The organism is Photobacterium sp. 1_MG-2023, assembly GCF_030547945.1.
Lineage (GTDB): Bacteria > Pseudomonadota > Gammaproteobacteria > Enterobacterales > Vibrionaceae > Photobacterium.
Window position 1 is genome coordinate 1 of the sequence record NZ_JAUORR010000027.1, and the last position, 22442, is coordinate 22442.

Annotated in this window: 23 protein-coding genes, 1 tRNA gene and 1 riboswitch; of the genes, 18 read left to right on the top strand and 6 right to left on the bottom strand. The window is 54.7% G+C overall.

Annotation, left to right across the window (positions count from 1 at the left end; genetic code table 11):
• Nucleotides 1-270 precede the first annotated feature (270 nt).
• Nucleotides 271-347, top strand: a tRNA-Trp gene (locus Q4579_RS18635).
• Nucleotides 348-538: 191 nt separating this feature from the next.
• On the opposite strand, the gene crcB is transcribed toward Q4579_RS18635, so the two are convergent.
• Nucleotides 539-922: a fluoride efflux transporter CrcB gene (gene crcB / locus Q4579_RS18640; protein ID WP_303566226.1), complete on the bottom strand. Its 384-nt coding sequence runs from the start codon at nt 920-922 to the stop codon at nt 539-541.
• A 106-nt stretch (nt 923-1028) separates the two neighbouring features.
• Here crcB and Q4579_RS18645 point away from each other — a divergent pair, with 106 nt between their 5' ends.
• The 7 genes from Q4579_RS18645 to thiH all read left to right on the top strand — a co-directional run bounded on the left by Q4579_RS18645 (nt 1029) and on the right by thiH (nt 7172).
• On the top strand, nt 1029-1451 hold the full coding sequence (locus Q4579_RS18645) for a universal stress protein (protein ID WP_303566227.1): 423 nt from the start codon (nt 1029-1031) through the stop codon (nt 1449-1451).
• A 57-nt stretch (nt 1452-1508) separates the two neighbouring features.
• Nucleotides 1509-1606: riboswitch (TPP riboswitch) on the top strand.
• Nucleotides 1607-1731: 125 nt separating this feature from the next.
• Entirely contained in the window at nt 1732-3660 is a 1929-nt protein-coding gene (thiC, locus tag Q4579_RS18650) for a phosphomethylpyrimidine synthase ThiC (protein WP_303566228.1), read from the top strand.
• Nucleotides 3657-4298, top strand: a complete 642-nt coding sequence (thiE, locus tag Q4579_RS18655) for a thiamine phosphate synthase (RefSeq protein WP_303566229.1) — start codon at nt 3657-3659, stop codon at nt 4296-4298. Before thiC ends, thiE begins: the two co-directional genes overlap by 4 nt.
• Before the next feature lie 3 nt (nt 4299-4301).
• Entirely contained in the window at nt 4302-5060 is a 759-nt protein-coding gene (locus tag Q4579_RS18660) for a HesA/MoeB/ThiF family protein (protein ID WP_303566231.1), read from the top strand.
• Nucleotides 5057-5266, top strand: coding sequence for a sulfur carrier protein ThiS (gene thiS, locus Q4579_RS18665; protein ID WP_303566232.1), 210 nt, complete (start codon nt 5057-5059; stop codon nt 5264-5266). The genes Q4579_RS18660 and thiS overlap by 4 nt, the downstream gene beginning before the upstream one ends.
• A gap of 1 nt (nt 5267) precedes the next feature.
• Nucleotides 5268-6038, top strand: a complete 771-nt coding sequence (locus tag Q4579_RS18670) for a thiazole synthase (protein WP_303566234.1) — start codon at nt 5268-5270, stop codon at nt 6036-6038.
• Between the two features lie 9 nt (nt 6039-6047).
• On the top strand, nt 6048-7172 hold the full coding sequence (gene thiH / locus Q4579_RS18675; protein ID WP_303566235.1) for a 2-iminoacetate synthase ThiH: 1125 nt from the start codon (nt 6048-6050) through the stop codon (nt 7170-7172).
• 82 nt (nt 7173-7254) lie between these two features.
• On the opposite strand, the gene Q4579_RS18680 is transcribed toward thiH, so the two are convergent.
• The 3 genes from Q4579_RS18680 to Q4579_RS18690 all read right to left on the bottom strand — a co-directional run bounded on the left by Q4579_RS18680 (nt 7255) and on the right by Q4579_RS18690 (nt 11234).
• Nucleotides 7255-8187, bottom strand: coding sequence for a hypothetical protein (locus Q4579_RS18680; RefSeq protein ID WP_303566236.1), 933 nt, complete (start codon nt 8185-8187; stop codon nt 7255-7257).
• A 177-nt stretch (nt 8188-8364) separates the two neighbouring features.
• Nucleotides 8365-10152 carry an aminopeptidase P family protein gene (locus Q4579_RS18685; protein ID WP_303566237.1) on the bottom strand — a complete coding sequence of 596 codons (1788 nt, stop codon included), beginning with the start codon at nt 10150-10152 and terminating at the stop codon, nt 8365-8367.
• A gap of 122 nt (nt 10153-10274) precedes the next feature.
• Nucleotides 10275-11234, bottom strand: a complete 960-nt coding sequence (locus Q4579_RS18690) for a LysR substrate-binding domain-containing protein (protein ID WP_303566238.1) — start codon at nt 11232-11234, stop codon at nt 10275-10277.
• A gap of 120 nt (nt 11235-11354) precedes the next feature.
• Here Q4579_RS18690 and Q4579_RS18695 point away from each other — a divergent pair, with 120 nt between their 5' ends.
• Nucleotides 11355-12557: a multidrug effflux MFS transporter gene (locus tag Q4579_RS18695; protein WP_303566240.1), complete on the top strand. Its 1203-nt coding sequence runs from the start codon at nt 11355-11357 to the stop codon at nt 12555-12557.
• Between the two features lie 118 nt (nt 12558-12675).
• Here the strand turns inward: Q4579_RS18695 and Q4579_RS18700 are convergent, their stop codons facing one another.
• Nucleotides 12676-13581, bottom strand: coding sequence for a DMT family transporter (locus Q4579_RS18700; protein WP_303566241.1), 906 nt, complete (start codon nt 13579-13581; stop codon nt 12676-12678).
• Nucleotides 13582-13788: 207 nt separating this feature from the next.
• Between Q4579_RS18700 and rmuC the strand changes: the two genes are divergently transcribed.
• The 9 genes from rmuC to hemB all read left to right on the top strand — a co-directional run bounded on the left by rmuC (nt 13789) and on the right by hemB (nt 21909).
• Complete coding sequence (gene rmuC, locus Q4579_RS18705; RefSeq protein ID WP_303566243.1) at nt 13789-15315, top strand: DNA recombination protein RmuC; 1527 nt, start codon at nt 13789-13791, stop codon at nt 15313-15315.
• A 47-nt stretch (nt 15316-15362) separates the two neighbouring features.
• Nucleotides 15363-16115 carry a bifunctional demethylmenaquinone methyltransferase/2-methoxy-6-polyprenyl-1,4-benzoquinol methylase UbiE gene (ubiE, locus tag Q4579_RS18710; RefSeq protein ID WP_303566245.1) on the top strand — a complete coding sequence of 251 codons (753 nt, stop codon included), beginning with the start codon at nt 15363-15365 and terminating at the stop codon, nt 16113-16115.
• Between the two features lie 7 nt (nt 16116-16122).
• On the top strand, nt 16123-16746 hold the full coding sequence (locus Q4579_RS18715; protein ID WP_303566247.1) for an SCP2 domain-containing protein: 624 nt from the start codon (nt 16123-16125) through the stop codon (nt 16744-16746).
• A 5-nt stretch (nt 16747-16751) separates the two neighbouring features.
• Nucleotides 16752-18389, top strand: a complete 1638-nt coding sequence (ubiB, locus tag Q4579_RS18720) for a ubiquinone biosynthesis regulatory protein kinase UbiB (RefSeq protein WP_303566248.1) — start codon at nt 16752-16754, stop codon at nt 18387-18389.
• A 55-nt stretch (nt 18390-18444) separates the two neighbouring features.
• The gene (gene tatA, locus Q4579_RS18725; protein WP_211646645.1) at nt 18445-18690 is read left to right on the top strand and encodes a Sec-independent protein translocase subunit TatA; all 246 of its coding nucleotides are present in this window, start codon (nt 18445-18447) and stop codon (nt 18688-18690) included.
• A gap of 3 nt (nt 18691-18693) precedes the next feature.
• Nucleotides 18694-19110: a Sec-independent protein translocase protein TatB gene (gene tatB, locus Q4579_RS18730; RefSeq protein ID WP_303566249.1), complete on the top strand. Its 417-nt coding sequence runs from the start codon at nt 18694-18696 to the stop codon at nt 19108-19110.
• Between the two features lie 6 nt (nt 19111-19116).
• On the top strand, nt 19117-19863 hold the full coding sequence (gene tatC, locus Q4579_RS18735; RefSeq protein ID WP_303566250.1) for a Sec-independent protein translocase subunit TatC: 747 nt from the start codon (nt 19117-19119) through the stop codon (nt 19861-19863).
• Between the two features lie 123 nt (nt 19864-19986).
• On the top strand, nt 19987-20775 hold the full coding sequence (gene tatD, locus Q4579_RS18740) for a 3'-5' ssDNA/RNA exonuclease TatD (RefSeq protein WP_303566282.1): 789 nt from the start codon (nt 19987-19989) through the stop codon (nt 20773-20775).
• An 87-nt stretch (nt 20776-20862) separates the two neighbouring features.
• Complete coding sequence (hemB, locus tag Q4579_RS18745) at nt 20863-21909, top strand: porphobilinogen synthase (RefSeq protein ID WP_303566251.1); 1047 nt, start codon at nt 20863-20865, stop codon at nt 21907-21909.
• Between the two features lie 58 nt (nt 21910-21967).
• Here the strand turns inward: hemB and asnC are convergent, their stop codons facing one another.
• Entirely contained in the window at nt 21968-22429 is a 462-nt protein-coding gene (asnC, locus tag Q4579_RS18750; protein WP_027251479.1) for a transcriptional regulator AsnC, read from the bottom strand.
• Between the last annotated feature and the right edge of the window lie 13 nt (nt 22430-22442).

The window sequence follows — 22442 nt, forward strand, 5'->3', positions numbered from 1 at the left end:
GTTGGTTAGAATACCGGCCTGTCACGCCGGGGGTCGCGGGTTCGAGTCCCGTCCGCTCCGCCACTTCTTAGAAGCCCTTGACTAGGCGTCCCCGTCGAAAGACTGGGGCTTTTTTGTATCAGGACTTCCGAAAAGTACTGCGGACCGGAATGCTGGATTGAAAGCGACGTCAAGCTGCTGTTTTTATAAGCGCTTGATAAAGCAATGAATCATTTTCAGGATCTAGGGCTGGTAATTCTCGTCAAGCTGTATACAATACTCATCACTTCTAGGGGATTAGTTCAGTCCGGTAGAACGTCGGTCTCCAAAACCGAATGTCGGCGGTTCGAATCCGTCATCCCCTGCCAAATTTAAAAGCCTCGTCTCCGGACGGGGCTTTGTCGTTTCTGATATTCAGCGCGTTGCGCTGATGTCGGCGGCTGGAGCGCCAGCCCGCTGGAACGCCAGTCCGATCGTCCGTCATCCCCTGCGAAGTGAAGCCCGTTTCTGAACGAGGTCGATGTCGTGTGTCCTCGGCGTTACAAGGCAATCAGCAGCATTATCCACGCTGGAGCAACTGATACCCCAGAAAACAGGCAAGCAGGCTCAGGGCGACATTGAGCAGTATATTCAGTCCAGCTTTCATCAGAGCGCCTTGTTGAAGCAGAATCAGGTTGTCCATTGAAAAGGTGGAAAAGGTCGTGAGTGCACCCAGAAAGCCCAGACCGATCAGCGGCCGCCACGGGGTTGCAGCAATCCAGCCTTGGTTCAGCGCAGACATCAGAGCACCCATGATCAGGGAGCCGATCACATTGACCGCCAGTGTGCCGTAAGGAAATCCCCGTCCGAACAGGACTACGCAGAGCTCAGCAATGAGGTAACGGCTGCAGGCACCGAAAGCACCGCCTGCGGCAATGAAACTCAGCGTCATCAATTGATTCATAGGTTTTCTCTGACAATAAAATGTTCAGCCATACTAATAGCATGAAATGGAGCCCATGTTGAATGCCTGAAAGCAGGTAAAAAAGAATGATGGTGAAGGAGATCTGATGAGGCTGTATAAGAGCGTATTGCTGGCGGTGAATCCGGATCATCCGCAGGCGAAACAGCAGGTGGTGAAAGCCGGTGTGATTGCCTCACATCATCAGGCGGATTACTTTCTGGGCTATGTCGAACCAGGTGTCGGGGAGGTCAGTTTTCTGGATATAGAATTACAACTGGAAGAAGCACACAACGCACAGCAGCAAAAACGGATGAAACAACTGTCTGGGCTGGCGCAGCATTCACCGCAACCTGTTCGGGCGATTCATCTGGCAGATGGTGATATCGCAGCACAAATCACAAAGCTGGCCCATCAGGTGAAGGCTGAACTGGTGATTATTGGCCGTACCCGGCACGAGATACTCTGGTTGAACGATCTTCATCATCATCTGGCTCAGAAGCTCGACTGCGATCTGCTGGTGATCCGCTGAGTGGATAAAACATCAGCTGCTGCTTGCTGGAAGCCGCTGTCTTGCATATACTCGTTGCTCAACTTGTCGGAGTGCCAACTGGCTGAGACCGCATCGCGGGATCCGTTGAACCTGATCAGATTAGTATCTGCGAAGGGAACAAGAGAAAAATCTTCTGCCTTGCTATCTTTTCGTGATAGCAGCTGTATCAGACGATGCGACACGCCCTACTTGTGTCTGCCTCTTGTTTACGCGCCCATCCGCCAAGCAACTTCCCTGAAATGGATAAAAGGAAATTGCTATGTCGAGTCGCAAACAAGCGAGACTGGAAGCGAAACAATTCATTGATTCTCTCACCACCCAAGCCTATCCCAATTCACGAAAAATCTATGTAATCGGCAGCCGGGACGATATCCGTGTCGGCATGCGGGAAATTTCTCAGGCTGATTCATTAGTCGGTGGTGATAAAAATAACCCCATCTTTGAACCGAATGAGCCGATTCGTGTCTACGACACCTCCGGCTTTTATACCGACCCTGCACAGGCCATTGATATCTATCAGGGCTTGCCGAAACTTCGTGAATCCTGGATTGAAGAACGAAGCGATACCGAACTGCTGGATGAGCTGAGTTCAGCGTACACCAAAGAACGTCTGGCGGATGACACGTTGGATGAGCTTCGTTTTTCGCATCGTGCCCGCGTCCGTCGCGCTCAGACAGGTCAGTGTGTGACACAGATGCATTATGCCCGCCAGGGGATCATCACACCGGAAATGGAATATATCGCAATTCGCGAAAATATGGGTCGCGCCCGTTACCGGGATGAGGTCCTCAATCAGCAGCACCCGGGACAAAGCTTCGGGGCCAACCTGCCTAAAGACATTACCCCTGAATTTGTACGTAAAGAAGTTGCCGAAGGTCGGGCGATTATTCCATCGAACATCAACCACCCGGAGTCTGAGCCGATGATTATCGGCCGGAACTTTCTGGTGAAAGTGAATGCCAACATCGGTAACTCTGCGGTGACGTCTTCCATTGAAGAAGAAGTAGAGAAGCTGGTCTGGTCGACCCGTTGGGGCGGCGATACCGTGATGGATCTGTCGACCGGACGTAATATCCACGAAACGCGAGAGTGGATCATTCGCAACAGTCCGGTGCCTATCGGCACGGTGCCCATGTATCAGGCGCTGGAGAAAGTGAACGGTATTGCCGAGAACCTGACCTGGGAAGTGTTCCGCGATACTTTGCTGGAGCAAGCAGAACAGGGCGTCGACTATTTCACCATTCATGCCGGTGTCTTGCTGCGGTTTGTACCGATGACAGCGAAACGTGTCACGGGCATCGTATCCCGTGGGGGCTCCATCATGGCGAAATGGTGCCTGGCCCATCACAAAGAAAGCTTCCTGTATGAGCATTTCCGCGAGATTTGCGAGATCTGTGCCCAGTACGATATTTCCCTGTCACTCGGCGATGGTCTGCGTCCGGGCTCGGTGGCCGATGCGAACGATGAAGCGCAGTTCAGTGAACTTCGAACTTTGGGTGAGCTGACCAAAATTGCGTGGGAATACGATGTTCAGGTGATGATTGAAGGGCCGGGGCATGTCCCGATGCATCTGATCAAAGAGAACATGGAAGAGCAGCTCAAACACTGCGATGAAGCGCCTTTCTACACTCTGGGCCCGCTGACCACGGATATTGCACCGGGTTATGACCACATCACTTCGGGGATCGGCGCGGCCATGATTGGCTGGTATGGCTGTGCCATGTTGTGCTACGTCACGCCGAAGGAGCACTTAGGTCTGCCCAATAAGGATGACGTCAAAACCGGCCTGATCACCTACAAACTCTGTGCGCATGCTGCGGATCTGGCGAAAGGCCATCCGGGGGCACAGGTACGTGACAATGCGCTGTCTAAGGCGCGGTTCGAGTTCCGCTGGGAAGATCAGTTCAATCTGGGCCTCGACCCGGATACTGCCCGTGCTTATCACGATGAAACGCTGCCGCAGGAATCCGGCAAAGTCGCGCATTTTTGCTCGATGTGCGGTCCGAAATTCTGTTCGATGAAAATCTCTCAGGAAGTGCGCGAGTACGCCAAAGCGAATGAAGAAGCGCTGGTGATTCAGATGCTTGAGGATCCGCTGGAAGGGATGCGTCAGAAGGCTGAGGAATTCCGTGAGAAAGGCAGCGAGCTGTATCATCAGGCAAAAAACCATGAGGCGGAACAGGCATGAGTGGTGATGTAAAACAGGGATTTCCTGCGATGGAGGGCGGCATCGGGCCGCTCTATCCCGTGGTGGATGATGTTCGCTGGATTGCTCAGTTGTTGCCGTTAGGGGTGAAAACCGTTCAGCTACGCATCAAGGAGCCGGCGCATCCTGAACTGGAAGCACAAATCGTTGAGGCCATCCGTCTGGGACGGGCGTATCAGGCGCAGGTGTTTATCAATGATTACTGGCAGCTTGCTCTGAGGCACGGTGCGTATGGTGTGCATCTGGGACAGGATGATCTGGATATTGCTGATTTGGATGCATTGCGGGCTGCCGGGATCCGTCTGGGCGTTTCAACCCGCACCGCAACAGAGCTTCAGCGTGGTATGGCGATCGCACCCAGTTATGTGGCGATTGGCCATATTTTCCCGACCCCGACCAAAGAGATGCCGACCCCGCCGCAAGGCGTTGCGCAGTTATCAGAACATCTGGCGACCGTTGGGGGCCGATTCCCGACCGTTGCGATTGGCGGCATTGACCTGACCAATGTCGATGCAGTCTGGCAGACCGGCGTCTCCAGTATCGCTGTGGTGCGTGCCGTGACTGCCGCCCCGGATACAGCGCAGGCGTTGTCAGCCTTCGCAGACAAACTGGTGAGGTGAACCGTGTTGTCTGATGAATCATTTATGCGCTATCACCGTCAGGTGCAGTTGCCCGAGATTGGTGAATCGGGTCAGCAGGCCCTTGAGCAGGCGAAGGTCCTGATTATCGGTGCGGGTGGTCTGGGCGCACCGGCTGCGCTCTATCTTGCTGGCGCAGGTGTGGGCAGTCTGGTGATTGCGGATGGCGATCGGGTCGAGCGCTCGAATCTGCAGCGTCAGATTATCTACCGCGATCAGCATCAGGGAGAAAGCAAAGCGCAGGCGGCAGTCACGCAGGTCAAAGCGCTGAACCCGCATATCCGTGCCCGTGCCGTCACGGCAAATCTGGCCAAACTGCAACTGGCGATGGAAATCAGTCTGGCTGATGTCGTGCTGGACTGTACCGACAATTTCGACAGCCGTCATGCGATCAATCAGGCCTGTTTTGCCCATCAGAAAGTGCTGATTTCTGCCGCAGCAATCCGCTGGCAGGGGCAACTGATGAGTTTTGACTTTCGCGCGCAGCAGGGGCCCTGTTACCACTGCCTGTTTCCGAACGGCGAGATGAAAGCCCCGCAGAACTGCAGTGATTCCGGGATTGCCGGACCTGTGGTCGGCATTATGGGGACATTTCAGGCCCTGCAGGCGATCAAAGCCATTACGGGCAGCGGTGAGCCCGGTGTCGGTCAGTTTCGCCAGTTTGATGCATTGACCCTGCAATGGCAGCAATTTGGACTGCCGGTGAACCCGCAATGTCCTGTATGCAGTAAGGAATCTTTATGACCACGATGACCGTTCAAGTGAACGACAAAGCCCTGCAACTGACAGCCGAAACATCGCTGCTGCAATTGCTGGAACAACTCGCGCTGCCTTTGGATGCGACGGCGGTTGCACTCAATCAAGACATTGTCAGCCGCGACAGCTGGGCAGATACCCGGCTCAGTGACGGCGATACCATTGCACTGTTTCAAGCCATTGCCGGAGGTTAAGATGCTGACCATTGCTGATAAAACATTTTCTTCCCGTCTTTTCACCGGTACCGGTAAGTATGCCGGCCGGGACGCGATGGCACAGTCAATTCTGGCGTCCGGCTCTGAGCTGGTGACCATGGCACTCAAGCGCGTCGACATTGAAAACCTGGATGACGATATTCTTGCCCCGCTGCGGGAGGCTGGGGTCAATCTGTTGCCCAATACTTCGGGGGCCAAAAATGCCAAAGAGGCGATTTTTGCCGCGCAACTGGCCCGGGAGGCGCTGGGCACCAACTGGCTGAAGCTGGAAATTCACCCGGATCCCAAGTACCTGATGCCAGACCCGGTTGAAACCCTTGCCGCAGCAGAAACTTTGGTACAGCAAGGCTTTATTGTATTGCCTTATTGCCATGCCGATCCTGTGTTGTGCAAGCGCCTGGAAGAGGTGGGCTGCGCTGCGGTCATGCCGCTGGGGGCGCCGATTGGCTCGAACAAGGGACTGGCTTCGCGGGACTTTCTCGACATCATTATCGATCAGGCGCGCGTTCCTGTGATTGTGGATGCCGGGATTGGTGCGCCGTCTCATGCGGCTGAGGCGATGGAACGCGGTGCGGATGCGGTACTGGTGAATACGGCCATCGCGGCATCTGCCGATCCGATTGCCATGGGCCGGGCTTTTAAACTGGCGGTGGAAAGCGGTCGGATGGCGTTTGAGGCGGGGCTTGCGGGTACCGTCAATCAGGCGGTGGCTTCCAGTCCGCTGACCGCATTTCTGGATGCCGGCAGCTAAGGAGGTCCCATGAGTTATGTCGATGTATGGCGGCAACTGGACTGGGATGATGTCCGGATGTCGATTTACAGCAAGACGGCCACCGATGTGGAGCGAGCGCTCAGCCGCCGCAAGCGGGATCTGGAAGATTTCAAGGCGCTGATTTCCCCGGCGGCAGAGCCGTATCTGGAGCAGATGGCCCAGCAGTCGGCAGCCCTGACCCGGCAGCGGTTTGGCCGGACTATCGGGTTTTATGTGCCTTTGTATCTGTCGAACCTCTGTGCCAACAGCTGTACTTACTGTGGTTTTACCATGGAGAACAAAATCAAGCGCCGTACCCTGAATCTGGCAGAGATTGAGCGGGAATGCGACGCGATCAAGGCCATGAATTTTGACAATGTGCTGCTGGTGACGGGAGAGCATGAGCGTAAGGTTGGGATGGCCTATTTCCGGCAATGTGTTCCGGCGATTAAGCGCCATTTCAGCTATTTATCAATGGAAGTTCAGCCGCTGGATCAGGACGATTATGCCGAACTGAAAATTCTGGGTTTGGATGCGGTGATGGTGTATCAGGAAACTTACAGCGCTCCGACCTATGCCCAGCATCATTTACGCGGCAATAAGATGGACTTTGAATACCGGCTGGAAACCCCGGACAGGTTGGCCCGGGCAGGGATCGATAAAATCGGCATTGGTGCGCTGATTGGTTTGGAGGAATGGCGCACGGATTGCTTTTTTGTCGCCAGCCATCTGGATTATCTGGAACGCACGTACTGGCAGAGTCGTTATTCGATTTCGTTCCCGCGTCTGCGGCCATGTACCGGTGGTTTAGAGCCGAAATCTGTGATGAACGATCGCCAGCTGGTGCAACTGATTTGCGCTTACCGGCTGTTGAATCCGGAAGTAGAATTGTCGATGTCGACCCGGGAATCTCCGCATTTTCGCGACAATGTACTGCCGCTTGGGATCACCAGTATGTCTGCGGGGTCGAAAACCCAACCGGGCGGCTACGCCGATGACGAACCGGAGCTGGAGCAATTTGCGATCAGTGATGAAAGAGCTGTCGCCGATGTTGCACATTCGGTGAAGCAGCACGGATTTGAGGTGGTTTGGAAGGACTGGCATCCCGCGTATTCCGGGGTTCGGTCATCATGACCTGATGAACCCTGGCACAGAAACTCTGAAACAGCAGGCTGAAGCATAACTTCAGCCTGTTTTTTTTATGGATTCAATCGGATTATTCCGTAAAGACGGCGTTAATCTTGGTGTCGTAACGCGCATGAATGTTGGATGAGAAATGTTTGGCGGTCAGTTTAATTTTCAGTTTCTGAACTTCGACAGGCTGATCAAAGAACACCGAGAGGTTACCGGATGGGTATTTCAGGTAGCTCGGGTAAATCTGTTCGTTATTTTCATTATAGAAGAATGCGACTACCGACTGGTTGCGAGCGTTGGCAGTGGTCTCGACGATCAGCTCCAGCGATTTTACTTTTTTGTTGTTGTAAGGTGTGATTTCAACGGTCTTCGTGACCGGAGTGCCGAAGCGGGCATAGATTGATGTCCCGGCTGAAAGTGTCTCATCGAAATCGATCACCGGGTCGTGATCCGGAAAGCTGGTGGCGTCATTCGGTTTGCTGTTCCCGTAATATTCCTGCAGCAGGGTAAAATTGTCACCATCGTGATCTGTGTTGGCATCCAGACCCACCACGTCATATGTCTTTTTCCACCAGGTGGGCAGGTGGTCGTTGTCAATGGATGTGCTTTCGCCGTAGTTGAACCGGAAGTTACCTTCAAAGCGCTGGCTGCCCTGCGTGAAATCTGCGTTATACAACGAAATGATCGCGCGGTAATTATCCTGCCAGTAGGCGATAGGCGTCTCGAAAGCATGCTCGCCGCGGCCAGGGCGACAATCCAGATTATGGACGCGCTGGTTTGCTGCATTATAAATTTCGATCTTACAGTCCACCGCCCGGGGTTCATTGTTGTCAAACCCCAGCGTTACCAGATGGCGGCGGTCAGTCGGCAGATTGAATTTGACCGGTATGTTGACCCGCTGACCTTTGTAAATGGTCTGGCTGATCGATTTATTGTAAATATCCAGATGAGGATTGGTGTTGGCAAACGCGCTCAGCGATAAGAAAGGCAGGACGAGTAAGAGTGGTTTTTTCATGACATAACCTTATGAATTTAATTAATTATCGTTTCAGTCAGGCATGCTAACGGGTGAATGTTTGGTGTGAAAAGACTTAATAGTGGCTGTTTATTGCGCGACGCCGCATGAACGGCGATCCATAAAAAAAGCCCGGCACGATGGCCGGACTTTCAGAAGCATCCTCGAAACGAGCGCTTAGCGTTGAAGCGGTGCCGTTGCCTGTTTCAGCCAGTCCAGATCGGCACCTTCCAGAGATGGGCTGATCACATCAAAGACCTTCTGATGATAGGTGTTGAGCCAATCCAGCTCGACATCGTTCAGTAAACTGAGATCCACCAGACGACGGTCAATTGGCGCACGGGTCAGGGATTCAAAGCCCAGCACTGTCATGTCGCCTTCGGTTGCCACTTCCACCACCAGTTCCAGGTTTTCGATCCGGATGCCGAATGCATCGGCACGGTAGTAGCCCGGCTCATTCGACAGCACCATACCCGGCAGCAGCGCGGTTGGGTTCGGTGCTTTGGAGATCCGCTGCGGACCTTCATGCACATTCAGGAAGTGGCCGACGCCATGGCCGGTGCCATGGTCGAAATCAAAGCCATAAGCCCACAGATGCTGACGGGCCAGAGCATCAAGCTGCGAACCTGTGGTGCCGCGCGGGAAACGGGCACTGGCCAGCGCGATATGGCCTTTCAGTACCAGCGTGAAGGTTTGCTTCACTTCCTCGCCCGGCGTGCCGATAGCGATGGTCCGGGTGATGTCTGTGGTGCCGTCCGGGTACTGACCGCCGGAGTCCACCAGATAGACATTGTTCATTTCCAGCACACCTGGCTTAGGCTGATTATTGTGATTGTAGTGACACATGGCTGCATTGCCGCCTGCTGCAGAAATGGTGTCGAAGCTGACATCCGTACAGCTTGGGTCTTCAGTGCGGAATTGCCACAGCTGATCGGCCAGTGTCGCTTCATCCAGCAATTTACCGTCTGCGACCTGACGATCCACCCAGGCCAGGAACTTAGAAACCGCGACGCCATCACGGATATGGCTGGCCTTCATGCCGGCAACTTCAGTGGCATTTTTCGCCGCTTTTGGCAGCATGCAGGGATCTGCGCCTTCAAGGATAATGGCGCCAGCGTCACGCAGGGTTTGTCCGGCCCAGGCATTGCTGGTGGCCGGGTCGAGCAGGACGCGTTTTCCTTGCAGGGCATTTAAGCTGATTTTCAGGGTTTCCGGAGCCTGAACGCGGACACCTTCGCCGACGTGTGCCGCAAACTCAGCCGGCAGACGGGCCTGATCAATGAAGAAATCGACGCTGCCATCGTTATGCAGAATGGCTGCACAGAGCAGCACAGGCAAGCAGGCAACATCACTGCCGCGCACGTTCAGCAGCCAGGCAATACTGTCGAGCTGAGTCAGCAGAACGGCATCAGCCTTTTGTTTTTGCAGGCTGGCAGCTATTTTAGCGCGTTTGTCGCTGCTGCTTTGGCCGACGAAATCCAGCCCCATCAGGCGGGCATCCGACAGGGTAGGGGCCGGGCGATCTTCCCACAGCGTATCAATCGGATTGGCTTCCAGCAGCACCAGCGTCAGATCGCTGTTCAGGGTTTGCTGAGTACGCTGCAGCCAGGCACCGCTGTGCAGGCGCGGGTCGACGGCAATTTTGCTGCCCGAAGCGAGTTGTGTTTCCACCCAGTACATCGGTGGTTCTTCGATCAGATGACGGTACTCAAACACGTCGCCCGGCACTTGTTTACGAACCTGAACCACATAGCGGCCATCCACGAAGACGGCAGCCTTATCACGGGCAATGACGGCTGCACCGGCAGAGCCGGTAAACCCGGTTGCCCACAGCAGGCGTTCATTGTGTTCCGGGATGTATTCACCCAGAAATTCGTCTTCATGCGGGATCACCAGAGCGTCAAGCTGTTCTGCGGCCAGCCACTCGCGGATCTGTGCCACGCGTTGAGAAATCACTGATTGCATCTGTCTCTATTCCTTTTTGTTGAGGTCATCCCAGGGGGATGCGCCAAGCCTGTGCCTTAATCACCCTGACGACGGCAGCAAGATGATCCGGTTACGGTAGCGCTTTTGGCTGGCGCCTGCAATTATCGACTAGACAATTCGCGGCATCCGTTAACGATGATTTGCCTTAACCATCTATGGCCAGAGTCATTTTCCTGATGTTTTGGCCAGAAAAGCGTGTACGCCATAGCAGGAAGTGCTGTGGGCAATGGCAACACGACCAAATTGAGCTGAGCCGCGACATAATCGGCAAAATGGCTGGGGGCCGTAAAAATTAGGTCAGTATGGGTACATAGGCTGGCGGCACTATTAAAGTCTGGCACATACATGGCGATATCGCGTTGCAGGCCCTGCTCTGCCAGTTTGTAGTCCAGCAGCCAGCGGTCATCCCGGCCGCAGCGGACCTGAATATGTCGCTGACGCAGGTAATTGCTTTGATTCCACTGCCCATCCGCATGCAGCGCCAGAACCGGATGGCCGGGCCGCACGATACAGCGCTGGGTATCGCGGTGCAGTTCCTGAAACAGAATCCCCTTGGGCGGCATCAGGGTGAGCTGAGCATCCAGCGGATTGAGATCTTTGCCGGTGATGCCAAAGTCGATTTCGCCGCGCAGCATTTTATCGAACGTGTCCGGCTCCCAGGCATGGGTATCCAGCAGGATGTTCGGACCCTGACTGAAAATTTCTCCCAGAAAGCGTGGCATCAGCAGTGGGTAGGCACTTTCAACCAGTGACATTTTGAAATGGCGGTCGCTGTTTTGCGGTACGAACTCCGCCGGTTCGGTCAGGTTTTCAATATCCTGCAACAGTTTTTCCAGCACAGGTTGCAGGCTTTTGGCCCGGGGGGTCGGTAGCAACCCATGGGCGCTGCGGACGAACAGGGCATCATGAAACTGCTCGCGCAGCCGCGCCAGACTTTTGCTGACAGCCGACTGGCTCAGGCAAAGGCGTTGTGCCGCACGAGTGACGCTGCACTCCTGCAGCAGGACATGCAGGCAGACCAGCAAGTTCAGGTCGATCCGGGCGAGTTTATCTACAGTCATCGTAAGATCCGTGATTCGATTAAGATATTCCAAAATGGAAACTTCACAGTGAATATAAACCATTTTAATTCATATCACGAAGTCCTTACACTGGCGCGGTCTTTGGAGAGGAACCTGTGAATGAAGCCTGAATCGTCTGCATCAAACCGCCGCATCGTGGCACTGATGGTCCTGCTGGTGCTGTTTAGCCCGCTGGCTATCGATATTTACCTGCCTGCGTTACCGGCCATGGCCGATAGTTTTGCCGTGGATGCAACGCTGGTTCAGGATACGGTGACCTGGTTTATGTTCAGCCTGGGTCTTGGACAGGTCTTTGCCGGCCCGCTGGCGGACCGTTTTGGTCGTCGTCCCATCGCCCTGATCGGGGTGGCTGTGTATGCCATGAGTTCCACGCTGGCTTATGTGGCGCAGTCGCTGGATATCATGCTGCTTGCCCGTTTCCTGCAGGGCTTCGGTGCCTGTGCAACGTCGGTGGCTGCGTTTGCCGCCGTGCGGGACAGTTTTGGTCCGGAGCGGAGCGGCCGGATGATCAGTTATCTGAACGGTGCAATTTGTTTTATCCCGGCGCTGGCGCCTCTGCTGGGCTCCTGGCTGACTCATGAATTTGGCTGGCGCGCTAACTTCAGCTTTATGGCGGGGTTTGCGATAGTGGCCGGAGCACTGCTGACGACTTTCTTCAAGGAAACCCGTCCGGCAGAGACCTTTGTCAGCGGTGCAATGTTCAGTCCGTCCCGCTATGTGTCTGTGCTGCGTGAGCCGGTGTTTGTTTTTCATGCTTCCATGGCCATGTTGGCGATGGCGGTGATTCTGGCTTATGTGACCTCAGCGCCGATGTGGCTGATGGTGCACCTGGGGCTGGACATGGGTCAGTTCACCTTGTGGTTCGGTATCAATGCCGTGCTCAATATTATTGCCTGCATGGTCGCGCCGAAATGTATGGATAAGGTGGGTTCCCGCCGTACGCTGATGTCTGGCCTGGCGATGCTGACGGTGTCTGGCGGGATGATGCTGATTCTGAAAGATATCTCAGCAGCCTGGGCCTTTATGCTGCCGATCTTCATGAGCTCGTTCGGCTTTGCTTTTGTGCTGGGTTCGGCGGCCGGAAAAGCGCTGGCGCCTTTTGGCGACCGTGCCGGAACCGCTGCGGCCATGCTGGGTCTGTTCCAGATGAGCGGTGCGGGCCTGATGGTCAGCCTGACTCAGCGACTGGATCTGACACCGCCGCTGCTGCTGACGTTCCAGATGCTGATGCTGTTGCCGGGCCTGCTGATTTTGCTGTCCCGTCGCGGTCGCCAGTGGCATCCGGCCCCGGTGCAGGAATAACAATTTTTGGCATATAACTAGACGCCCGAAAAAGGCGCTGGGTCTCGACAACCCTTCAACTCTCGCTTGGCCTGTCACTTGGTGACAGGCCTTTTTTTCAGGTGTTTGTCCCGCTCAATCAGCAGGAAGCGTTGGCATCTTCAGACTTGGCTTTACTGCGCCATTGCTGGATCAGCAGGCCGATGATAATCATCACCAGACCCACTAAGGTCGCCGGATGAATCGTCTCGCCAATGATGGTGGCCAGCAGCATCAGAGAAATGAAAGGCGACAGGAAGATCAGGTTACTCAGTTTGGCGGTATTGCGCGTCAGTTTCATGGCGTTGAGCCAAAGCACAAAGGTGATCCCCATTTCAAACAGGCCGACATAAGTCACAGCCAGCCAGCCCTGCCAGGGAATGGGCTGCCAGCCGCCCATCACGAGACTCAGGCCGACTGAGCACGGCAGCGACAGCAGAAAACCCAGCAGGACACCCACAACGGGATCGGCCTGATTCTTGGTATTCAGAATCCAGAACAGTGCCCAGAGCAGGGTGGACAGCAGGGCCAGCGTGACGCCGAGCGGACTGTCGAACTGCAACGCCATCAGATCCCCTTTGGTGGCGATCACCACCACGCCCAGATATCCGAACAGACAGGCCACCCAGTCCTGCGGCCGGATTTTCTGACCGAGAAAAACCGCAGCCATCAGAGTCAGGGTGATCGCCCAGCTGTAATTCAGCGGCTGAGCCTGCGAGGCTGGCAGTAATTCATAGGCCTGAAACAGCACCAGATAATAGATGCAAGGATTGATCAGGCCGAGCATCAGGTAATAAAACGGCCGGGCACGCAGCGTCGGCAGCAGTAGGCTGAGCTTGCCCTGAAAACCGGCAATCACCAGCAGGGCAATCGCAGAGACGACGCTGGCCGCAGCCACCATCTGAACGGGTGAAAAATAATTGAGGGTGATTTTGAAGGCGGTAGCGACGGTGGACCATAAAAGGACGGCGGCGAGGCCGAATCCAAGCGCTTTCTTTTCCTGCATACTGCGGCTTCCTGCTGCTGGCGGTGGGGCGGCAGGAGCGTTGCCGATCTCCTGCCGTAAAAACCGTCAGTTTATGCCATTTGTGCTTAGTCAGCCAGCACTGGGATGCTGCTGCGATCTCAGTTTGATGCAGACAACATCTGGACATTTATCCAGTATCTTTTTAGCCTTATTGCATCAATACAAAAGCATGCAGGAAACAGATTGATGATGGGTGAATGGCTCAGTGAGAATGGCCAGTGGCTGGCGGCGGCGATCACCGCGGCCGTTGCAGCGGGCGGGGCAACAGCGGCCTGGTTTCAGGGGCGATTGCGCCAGCAGGCCGAGATCTGGCAGCGTCAGCTGGAGGCGGAAACCCGGCTGGCCCAGCAGCGAGAGCAGCAACTGCGTCAGGAACTGGCTGAGCAACAGCAAGAGCTGGACACGCTGGATGTGGAGCGGGATAGGCTCAGCAATGAACTGCGCCAGATGCATGCCCGGCTGGCGGCGGCGGTTGAAAAGCTGCGTTATCTCGAAACCCTGCGTCAGGAGCATCAGGCGCTGACTGAACGGCTGGAGGCATCCCGCCAGTCTGAATACGGCCTGGCAGCGGATCTGCGTGAACTGCAGACCCGTTACCGGGAGGAGCAGAAAGCATCGCATGAAAAAATTCAGCTGCTGGAAAACGCTGAAACCCGGCTGCAACAGCAGTTTGAAAGCCTGGCCAACCGCCTGTTCGAACAGAAAAGCCGGAGCGTGGATGCGCAGAATAAGCTCAGTCTGGACGGGTTACTCAGCCCGCTGAAAGAGCAGTTGGAAGGGTTTCGCAAGCAGATCAACGACAGTTTCAGCCATGAAGCCCGTGAGCGGCATACGCTGGTGCATGAAATTAACAGCCTCAAGTTGCTGAACGAGCAGATGGCCCGGGAAGCGGTGAATCTGACGCAGGCGCTGAAGGGAGACAATAAAGCGCAGGGGAACTGGGGAGAAGTGGTGCTGTCGCGGGTGCTGACGGAATCCGGCCTGCGCGAAGGCCATGAATACCGCACGCAGGTGAATCTGGAAGACAGTCATGGCAAGCGTTATCAGCCGGACGTGGTGGTGCACCTGCCGCAGGACAAAGATGTGGTGATTGACGCCAAGATGTCGCTGGTGGCGTATGAACGTTATTTTCATGCCGAGACTCAGGTGGAGCGGGACAAGGCACTGAGTGAGCACCTGACCTCGCTGCGCGGTCATATCCGAGGCCTGAGTCGTAAGGATTATCATCAGTTGCATGGTGTGCGCAGTCTGGATTATGTGCTGATGTTTATTCCGGTCGAACCTGCGTTTCAGGCGGCGGTTGAAGCCGATCCGGCGCTGATCCGTGATGCCATGGACAGCAATATTATGCTGGTCAGCCCGACCACACTGCTGGTGGCGTTGCGAACCATCAATAACCTGTGGCGCAACGAACGCCAGAACCAGAATGCACGGCAGATTGCCGAGCGGGCCGGAAAACTGTACGACAAGCTGCGGTTGTTTGTCTCGGATATGGAGCAGGTGGGCGGTGCGCTGGACAAAGCCAGCCTGAGTTATCAGGGGGCGATGAATAAGCTGGCGTCTGGCCGGGGCAATATTATTCGCCAGGCCGAAAGCTTTAAGGAACTGGGCGTGGAAGTGAAACGGGATCTGCCGCCGTCGGTGACGGAACGTGCCCTGCAAGACAGTGAGGCTGTGCACGGCATCACCGAGACGGTGAATGACACACCATGACGCTTCAAGTAAACTACGGCCCATAAAACGAATTTGATGGAACGAGCATGACTGAACCTACACAAACGACTGATTTTGGTTACCGCAAGGTGGGCAAAGATGAGAAAGCGCAGCTGGTTGCGGAAGTGTTTCACTCGGTAGCAGACAAATACGATCTGATGAACGACCTGATGTCGATGGGCATTCATCGTCTGTGGAAGCGTTTCACCATTGATTGCAGTGGTGTCCGTCGTGGCCATCGAGTGCTGGATCTGGGCGGTGGTACCGGGGATCTGGCCGCGAAATTCTCCCGCATGGTCGGTGAAGAAGGTCAGGTTGTGCTGGCAGACATCAACAATTCGATGCTGAAAGTTGGTCGCAGCAAGTTGCGGGATCGCGGAATTGTCGGCAACGTTGCCTATGTGCAGGCCAATGCCGAAGAACTGCCGTTCCCGGATGATTACTTTGACTGCATCACCATCAGTTTCTGTCTGCGTAACGTCACAGACAAAGACAAAGCGCTGCGCTCCATGTTCCGGGTACTGAAGCCAGGTGGTCGTTTGCTGGTGCTGGAGTTTTCTAAACCCGTGATTGATCCGCTTTCCAAGCTCTACGATGCCTATTCGTTCCATATTCTGCCGCGCGTCGGCGAAATGGTGGTCGGCGATGCAGAAAGCTACCGTTATCTGGCGGAGTCCATCCGGATGCATCCGGATCAGCCGACGCTGGAAGGCATGATGCAGGACGCGGGATTCGAGCAAACCAGCTACCATAACATGACAGGCGGTATTGTCGCGCTGCATCGTGGTTACAAGTTCTGAGGTCCTGATGCCAGTTGATGCGCTTCTCACCGGTGTGGTGGAAACTGCCCTGAATACGCTGCTCAAAGACGACGAAGTCAGCCAGCGTCGGCTGACTCGTCTGCGAGGCAAAGTGATCAGTGTCCGGGTTCACGAGCTGGGCAAACAATTCTATTTCATCTTCAGTCAGCAAATTGATGTGCTGACGGTGTATGAAGGGGAAACCCAGTGTCGTTTGTCGCTCAGTCTGGCCGCATTGCCGGAACTGCGGGAGCAGGCGAACCTGACTCAGCTGATTAAGGCGGACAAACTGGCTCTGGAAGGGGATATCCAGCTCGCCCAGCAATTTTCAGCGCTGCTTAGTGGCCTGAAGCCGGATGTGGCAGAACGGTTATCCCGCTATACCGGCGATGTGGTTGCACATACGGTGGTGAGCGGTGCGAAGCAAAAGCTGGCGGGTCTGCGTGAGCATGCCCAGGCACGCCGTCGCGATTTAGGCGAAGTGATGACGGAAGAATGGCGACTTGCACCGCCGGCGCTGGAAATCGCCCACTTTGCCGATCAGGTCGACGACGCGGCCTCACAACTGGCGCGCCTTGAAGCCCGAATCAATCAGCTGGCAGATCGGCTGGCTCAACCAACTACAGCCTGAGCATCATGAGTCGTTTTTCCGAAATTAAGCGCCTGTATCAGATCACTGCCGTGCAGCTGCGGTACGGACTGGATGATTTACTGCCGGATGACCCGCGTACCCGGCTGCCCAAACTCATGCGTAAAAGCCTGTTCTGGGTGCAGAATCAGCATCCGGATAAATGTCTGGGTGAGCGGCTGCGTCTGGCGCTTCAGTCTCTGGGTCCGGTGTGGATCAAATTTGGCCAGATGATGTCGACCCGGCGTGATCTGTTCCCGCCACATATCGCAGATCAACTGGCACTGTTGCAAGATCGCGTGGCTCCGTTTGATGGTGCCTTAGCACGTCAGCAAATTGAGAAATCCCTTGGGGGGCCGCTGGAACAGTGGTTCAGCGATTTCGATCAGACACCGCTTGCTTCAGCCTCCATTGCGCAGGTTCACACGGCGACCCTGAAAGCCAATGGCCGTGAAGTCGTTATTAAAGTCATTCGTCCGGATATTCTGCCGGTGATTCAGGCCGACATTAAACTCATGTACCGCATGGCCCGTCTGGTGGCTCGTTTTGTGCCTGAGGCCCGTCGCCTGCGTCCGGTCGAAGTGATCCGCGAATACGAAAAGACCCTGCTCGATGAGCTGGATCTGATGCGTGAAGCGGCCAATGCGATTCAGCTTCGACGCAACTTCGATGGCAGCGACTCGCTTTATGTGCCTGAAGTGTTTACGGATTATTCGCACAGTAATCTTCTTGTCATGGAACGCATTTATGGTATCCAGGTTTCTGATGTTGAGGCCTTAAAAGCCAACGGCACGGACATGAAGTTGCTGTCGGAAAAAGCGGTGAATGTCTTTTTTACCCAGGTCTTCCGCGACAGCTTTTTCCATGCCGACATGCATCCGGGAAACATTTTTGTGTCGCACAAAAATCCGGCAGATCCGCAGTGGATTGCACTGGATTTTGGCATTGTCGGGACGCTGAACCGGGAAGATAAACGCTATCTGGCTGAAAACCTGCTGGCATTTTTCCATCGCGATTACCGCAAGGTCGCCGAACTGCATGTGGACTCGGGCTGGGTACCGCACGATACCAATGTGGATGAGTTTGAATTTGCCATCCGCACCGTGTGTGAACCGATCTTCGAAAAGCCACTGGCAGATATTTCGTTTGGCCATGTGCTGCTGAATCTGTTCAATACCGCTCGTCGTTTCAACATGGAAGTCCAGCCGCAGCTGGTGCTGTTGCAGAAAACCCTGCTCTATGTGGAAGGTTTGGGACGTCAGCTTTACCCGCAACTGGATCTCTGGGATACGGCCAAGCCGTTTTTAGAGGACTGGATGTCACGTCAGGTGGGGCCGCAGGCCATCATCGGTGCCGTCCGGGAGAAAGCGCCGTTCTGGGCTGAAAAATTACCTGAACTGCCTGAACTTCTTTATGACAGTTTGCGCCAGGGCAAGGTAATGAATCAGCGGATTGATAAGCTGTACGACAATTACATGTCCAGCCGCCGCCAGCAGGGCCAGGCAAAGTTTTGTTTTGGTGTCGGCGCGACCCTGATCATATGTTCTGCCATACTTTTGGGTAGTCAGGTTGATCTTTATCCGGCCTTATCGGCTTCAGCTGGCGCTTTATTCTGGTTGATGGGCTGGCGGGCTTATACGAAATAACGGCGATGCTGCCTTAGGCAACATGGCTTTCTCAGGAATAAAAGGATAGGTAAACATGGGTGGAATCAGTATCTGGCAACTGCTAATTGTTGCTCTGATCATTGTGTTGTTGTTCGGAACCAAGAAGCTGCGCTCTATGGGCGGTGATTTGGGCTCTGCCGTGAAAGGCTTCAAAAAAGCACTGAATGACGACGACGAGAAGAAAAATCAGGCCGATGCCGACTTCGAACAGAAGTCACTGGCTGATAAGAAAGACGCGGCTGAACCGCAGAAAGGCCCAAAAGATAAAGAGCAGGTTTAACACGTGTTTGATATCGGGTTCTGGGAACTGATTCTGATCGGGGTTGTCGGCTTGATTGTCCTTGGGCCAGAACGCTTGCCCGTGGCCATCCGTTCGTTGTCTCGCTGGGTCAATGCGGCCCGAAATATGGCGACGGCGGTAAAGACTGAACTGTCTCAGGAGCTGAAAATTCACGAGCTGCATCAGGATCTGAAAAAGGCCGAGCAGGCGGGGATGCAGGATCTGGCACCGGATTTACAAAAATCGGTGGAAGAACTCAGGGAAGCAGCGGCCTCGGTACAGCGGCCTTACGCGAAATCTGAGCCTGCCATTGAGCCTGAACATGCGGCGGATATCGAATCGCAGCAAGCGGACTCTCCTTTGAAGGATGCGGCAACGGAATCTAAGCCGGCCTCCTCATCGCAACAACAGGATAAATAACGCTTCATGTCGAGTGTGGAAGATACCCAGCCTTTATTCAGTCATTTGCTGGAACTGCGAAACCGACTGCTTCGTTCTGTATTGAGTGTGCTGGTGGTGTTTCTCTGTCTGGTGTGGTTTGCCAACGACATTTACAGTCTGCTGGCTGCACCACTGGTGGAGCGGATGCCTGAAGGCACCAGCATGATAGCCACAGATGTGGCGTCGCCCTTTTTTACACCCATTAAGCTAACGCTGGTCACTTCGGTGTTTTTGGCGGTGCCGTTGATCCTGTATCAAATCTGGGCCTTTGTTGCTCCGGGTTTGTACAAGCATGAACGTCGTTTGGTCATGCCGCTGCTGTTTTCCAGTTCGTTGCTGTTTTACTGCGGTGTGGCATTTGCCTATTTCGTGGTGTTTCCGCTGGTTTTCGGCTTCTTTACGAACATAGCCCCGGAAGGCGTTCAGGTTGCGACGGACATCGCCAGTTATCTCGATTTTGTGCTGGCGCTGTTTCTGGCCTTCGGGATTGCTTTTGAAATCCCGGTCGCGATTATTCTGCTGTGCTGGACCGGTGCGACCGATCCGCAAAGCCTGCGCCGGAAACGGCCTTATATTATCGTGGCCGCCTTTGTGGCCGGGATGTTACTGACGCCGCCGGATATTATTTCGCAGACCTTGCTGGCTGTGCCCATGTGTTTGTTGTTTGAAGTCGGTTTGTTCTTTACCCGTTTCTATATCCGGGGGGAGACAGGCGAACAGCACGACGATTAAACCGGTTTGAACCGACCAACAGCCGCCCAGTGCGGCTGTTTTTATATGCGCAGATAATGTATTGGTTTTTATCCAAGGAGCCGTGCTGTGTACAATGGCGAAACATTCGGGGGAATGAAGTCAATGATCGATATTGGGGTAAACCTGACCAACAGCCGGTTTGATAAAGATCGGGACGCCGTGATTGACCGGGCCCGCGCGGCAGGTGTACAGGCGCTGATTCTGACCGGCACCAGCGAACAGGAAAGCCGTGAGGCGCTGGCAATGGCCCATCAGTGGCCGGGTTATTGTTACAGTACCGCTGGCGTGCATCCGCACGATGCCAAATCGGTGACTGACCTGACGCTGCCGCAGATTCGTGATCTGGCGGCCGATCCTGCCGTTGTCGCGATCGGGGAATGCGGCCTCGATTTTAACCGGGACTTTTCACCGCGTCCGCAGCAGGAAGCCGTGTTTGAAGCGCAACTGGCGCTGGCAGCCGAACTGCAAAAACCGGTGTTCATGCATTGCCGGGAAGCGCATGATCGATTCATGGCGATTCTCAAACCCTGGCGCGACAAACTGCCTGCAGCCGTACTGCACTGTTTTACCGGCACCGAACAGGAGCTGAGAGACTGTCTGGCGTTGGATCTGCACATCGGTATTACCGGCTGGGTGTGTGACGAACGCCGGGGCACCGAGTTGCGGGACATCGTGCATCTGATCCCGGATCAGCGCCTGATGCTGGAAACGGATTGCCCGTATCTGCTGCCCCGGGATCTGCGGCCCAAGCCAAAGTCCAGCCGCAACGAGCCGGCTTATCTGCCGCATATCGTTAGCGCTGTGGCCGCTTGCCGTCAGCAGCCTGTCGACGCACTGTCGGCGGCGGTTTTCTCTGCAACCCGGGCATTTTTTCAGATCGAACCAGCGTAAACTGCTGTTCGGTGGTAAGATGAGCCGCAACTGTGACTGATTGCGGCGTTAATCTTCGGATCCCGCACAACCAACAAGGAGTGAGCAGTGTCTGTATCTATTCAGGGGGCATTTCCGGCCCGTCGTATGCGTCGTGCGCGCAAGCAAGACTTTTCCCGCCGTCTGACAGCTGAGCATCTGGTGTCAGTGAACGACCTGATTTATCCGATGTTTATTCTGCTGGGCAAGAACCGTCGTGAGCCGGTCGAGTCGATGCCTGGCGTGGAACGCCTGTCGATTGATCTGATGCTGCTGGAAGCGGAGTACCTGTCGAAGCTGGGTGTTCCGGCGATTGCATTGTTCCCAGTGGTCACGCAGGACTTCAAAAGTGTGTGTGCAGCGGAAGCCTATAATCCTGAAGGCATTGTGCAGCGCGCGGTGCGCCTGCTGAAAGAGCATGTGCCTCAGATGGGTGTGATCACCGATATCGCATTGGACCCGTTCACCACGCACGGTCAGGACGGCATTATTGATGAGCATGGTTATGTTCTGAATGATGAAACTACCGAAGTGCTGGTGAAACAGGCGCTGTCCCATGCGGAAGCCGGGGCGGATATCGTGGCCCCCTCCGATATGATGGACGGCCGGATTGGTGCGATTCGTACCGCACTGGAAGAAGCGGGTTACATTCACACGCAAATCATGGCGTATTCAGCCAAGTATGCGTCGAATTATTATGGTCCGTTCCGCGATGCAGTCGGCTCTGCCGGAAACCTCAAAGGCGGTGACAAGAAAACTTATCAGATGGATCCGGCCAACAGCGATGAAGCGCTGCACGAAGTCGCAATGGATATTCAGGAAGGTGCAGACATGGTGATGGTGAAGCCTGGCATGCCTTATCTGGACGTGGTCCGCCGGGTGAAAACCGAGCTGCAGGTGCCGACGTTTGCGTATCAGGTCTCCGGAGAATATGCGATGCACATGGCTGCGATTCAGAACGGTTGGCTGAAAGAGAAAGAAACCGTCATGGAATCCCTGTTGTGCTTTAAGCGCGCCGGTGCCGACGGCATCCTGACGTATTTTGCGAAATCTGTTGCCGAGTGGCTGGCAGAAGAAGCGGCAGAGCGTCAGGCGACATTGTCCGAGCAAAAATAAGCATCGGACAGCCCATAAAAAAAGCGAGCGTGGGCTCGCTTTTTTTATGGGCTGTCATTCAGGGTTTCACGTTGCGGTTGATGGGGTTCTGCAGCGAAATCAGGGTCTCGGTGGACTGTACTTCATCAATGGCCTGTAGCTTGTCGATCAGTACATACTGCAGTTCTTCGATAGACCGACACATGAGTTTGACGAATATGTTATACGCCCCTGTGGTGTAATACGCTTCAACCACTTCATCCAGTTCGTTCAGTTTGGCCAGCGCCGAGTGATAGTCCCGCGCGGCATTTAAATTAATGCCAATAAAGCAACAGACGTCATAACCCAGCAGCTTAGGGTTGATAATCACCTCAGTTCCAGTAATGATGTTTGCAGCGCGCATTTTTTCAACACGGACATGCACTGTGGCCGGGCTGACATTGAAGCGCTTTGCCATTTCGGCATAGGGGATCCGGGCATCATGCATCAGGGCATTTAAGATATCCCGGTCTAAATCATCCAGTCGGGGGAGCGGGGTCATGGCTTCTTTCCGT